The sequence below is a fragment of the Paracoccus marinaquae genome (assembly GCF_018860165.1).
Lineage (GTDB): Bacteria > Pseudomonadota > Alphaproteobacteria > Rhodobacterales > Rhodobacteraceae > Paracoccus > Paracoccus marinaquae.
In genome coordinates, this window is record NZ_JAHKNG010000094.1 from 1 (window position 1) to 2,984 (window position 2,984).

Consider the following 2,984-nt stretch of genomic DNA (forward strand, 5'->3'; position numbering starts at 1 on the left):
CAGGCGGTTCTGGGCCCGCGGATATTTCTCGACAACCTCGGGCAATGTCACCGACGACATCATACTTCAGTATCTGGAACTGCATGGAAAACGGGATGCTACCGGCGTCAGCCGGTAGTGGTTCACTACATCAAGGCCGAAAAGCGCCGCGATGGCTTTGCGAAGGCGTGTCCTGACTTTGTGATAGTAGACGAGGCCCATGCCAGCGTCGGGACAAACAAGGGCAAGCAGCAGCGCTTCGAGCTTCTTGCTGGTCTGGCGCGGGATCCTGAGCGCCGCATGATCCTGCTGACCGCAACACCGCACTCGGGCGACGAGGAGGCGTTCGGTCGCCTGTTGTCCCTGATCGATCCATCCTTTGCCTCAATGAACTTCGACGACGCCCGCTATCGTGAACGGCTCGCAAGGCACTTTGTTCAACGCCGTCGTGTTGATCTGGTGACCGGTGATTGGGGAGAGACGCGGGCCTTTCCGCGGCATGAGACGTCCGAATACCCCTACCGGATGTCTCCGGAACACGTTTCCTATCACGAGGCCGTGCTCGATTACTGCTTCGGGGTGGTTGCGCGGGCCGGCACAGGGATGCGGGAGCGCCGTCTCGCCTTCTGGGGCACTCTGGCCCTCATGCGCTGCGTCGGCTCATCACCCGCAGCGGCCCTGAGTGCGCTGCGCAATCGTGCTGCTACAGAAGGGGACCGGTTAGAGCCACAGATCTATGACGAGGACGGGGATGACGAGGATGCCGTCGATCTCGAGCCGAGCGCGACATTCGAGTCCGATCCTGCTCTGGTCGAACTGATCCAACTTACAGAAGCGTTGATCCGGCAGCCCGATCCCAAGCTTGATGCGCTGATCGATTCCCTGAAGCCCTTGCTGAAGGGTGGTGCCAACCCGGTTGTATTCTGCCGCTACCTAGCCACCGCCGAGCATGTCCGTGAAGGGCTGCGGCGCGCATTTCCGAAGCTCAGGATCGAGGCAGTGACGGGTGTGTTGACGCCTGACGAGCGTCGCGACCGCGTCGCCGACATGGCCTCGGACGAAGATGAAAAGGAAATCCAGCGCATTCTGGTGGCCACGGATTGCCTCTCTGAAGGTATCAACCTCCAGCAGCTTTTCGACACGGTCATCCATTACGATCTGTCCTGGAACCCGACCCGTCACCAACAAAGGGAAGGACGGGTCGATCGGTTTGGACAGCCAGCCGAAGTGGTCCGTTCGATCATGATGTTCTCGCCCGATAGCGCAATCGACGGCGCAGTTCTGGACGTCATCCTTCGCAAGGCGGAGGAAATCCGGAAGGTCACCGGGATCACTGTTCCTCTTCCGGACGAACGTGGTCCAGTCACGGATGCCTTGATGGCCGCCGTCTTGTTACGGCAGGGAAAGTCCCAGCAGTTGGCATTCGACTTGCGCCTCGAGGACGGCAGCCGGGCGATGGAAGCGCGCTGGCGTGATGCTTCTGAGAACGAGAAGAAATCCCGTGCGCGATTTGCGCAGAATGCCATGAAGCCGCAGGAGGTCGTTCCTGAATGGTCAAAGGCCCGCGCCCTCCTTGGAACGCCCGACGATGCACGCCGCTTCGTCGAGCGTGCCATGGCGCGGTTTGGCGCACGGACTGAAGAGAAGAAGTCTGTCCTGGTTGCTCACGTCCATGCACTGGACGCTGCGCTGCGGGATCGCCTCGGGCAGAGAGGCCTTAAGGGCTCTGTTCGCCTTGCTTTGTCTGAACCAGCACCTTCCGGCACAGCGCTACTTTCGCGAACCCACCCGTTGACGACCTCTCTTGCCGAGACCCTGGTCGAAGCGTCTCTTGATCCCGAAGCCCTGACACAACTCGGGATCGGTCGGGTTGGTGCGTGGCCAACCGATGCCGTTGCCAAGTTGACTCGCATTCTGTTGCTGAGGATCCGATACAAGCTCACCATTCACGGGCGGCGGGAGCGCCTGCTTCTTGCTGAGGAGGCAGCCTTGGTCGCCCTGCAAGGTGGGCAGATCGTTGCCATGGGTGACGACGCCCGCGCCCTGTTGGCAGCACCCGCGACCGCCAATCTGGCGCAGTCCGCGCGCGACCGCTTCATCGCAAAGGCCCATGACGAACTCCAGGCCCAGATATCCGGACCATTGGGAGATTTCGTCCGACTGCGCTCAGAGGCGCTGATGGAAGACCACGCCCGTCTTCGTGCCGCCGCTGGCACTGGCGCGCGCGTCACGGTCGAGGCCGTGATCCCGCCTGATGTCATCGGCCTGTTCACCCTTCTACCGGGTGAGGGCTGAGCCATGGCACGCAAACCTGTCATCGACCTGTCCGCATGGCCCTCTGTTTCACTCGAGGGGAACCTGATCGCGCCTGCCATGGTCGCGCAGATCGCTGCGCCGGGCGAGGCAGAAGACACCCGCGCAGGCTATCGAGTCCGCAAGGGCCTGACGATCCGCGAGGAAATCTCCACCGCCTTCCGCGTCGGCCAGTCCCATTTTGATGCCTTCGTCAGGCTTGAAAACCCCTCGGCAGAGGCGACCCGCCGCTTCATCAAGGCTTTCCTGGCCGAGACCTTCGGTTTCGACGACCTCGCCGCCGGCAACGGTGTCACAGCCTTCATTGCGGGCGACCGCGTGCCGATCATTGTCGTCCCGCCGTCCGACGAAAAGCTGGACCGCCGAAGCCCGACCCTGTCAGTAGACCGCTCCCGCTCGCCCGCCTTCGCGTTGCAGGACTACCTGAACGACCATGATGACGCCCTCTGGGGCCTTGTGACCAATGGAACCCAGATCCGGCTGATGCGCGACAATGCTTCGCTCACCCGGCCCGCCTATATCGAAGCTGACCTCACCCAGATCTTCACCAATGAGGACGCCGCCTTGCCGCGCGACAATCAGGATGAGATTCTGCGTCAATCAGGATGAGACGGTGCGGCGGGTGTGTGTCGGAGGGAGGGCGTAGCCCGACCGGAGGCACACACCCGCCGCTTCGCCCGGTTACGGGGTCT

Annotated in this window: 2 protein-coding genes and 1 pseudogene; all 3 read left to right on the forward strand. The window is 62.1% G+C overall.

Annotated elements, in window-relative coordinates; genetic code table 11:
• Positions 1-118, forward strand: a pseudogene (locus tag KNW02_RS21055) (IS200/IS605 family transposase); the annotation flags it as partial.
• Complete coding sequence (locus KNW02_RS20255; protein WP_348524809.1) at positions 118-2,274, forward strand: DUF8741 domain-containing protein; 2,157 nt, start codon at positions 118-120, stop codon at positions 2,272-2,274. The pseudogene KNW02_RS21055 and the gene KNW02_RS20255, both read left to right, overlap by 1 nt.
• A 78-nt stretch (positions 2,275-2,352) precedes the next feature.
• Entirely contained in the window at positions 2,353-2,901 is a 549-nt protein-coding gene (locus tag KNW02_RS20260) for a hypothetical protein (RefSeq protein WP_216034988.1), read from the forward strand.
• The last annotated feature ends 83 nt before the right edge of the window (positions 2,902-2,984 follow it).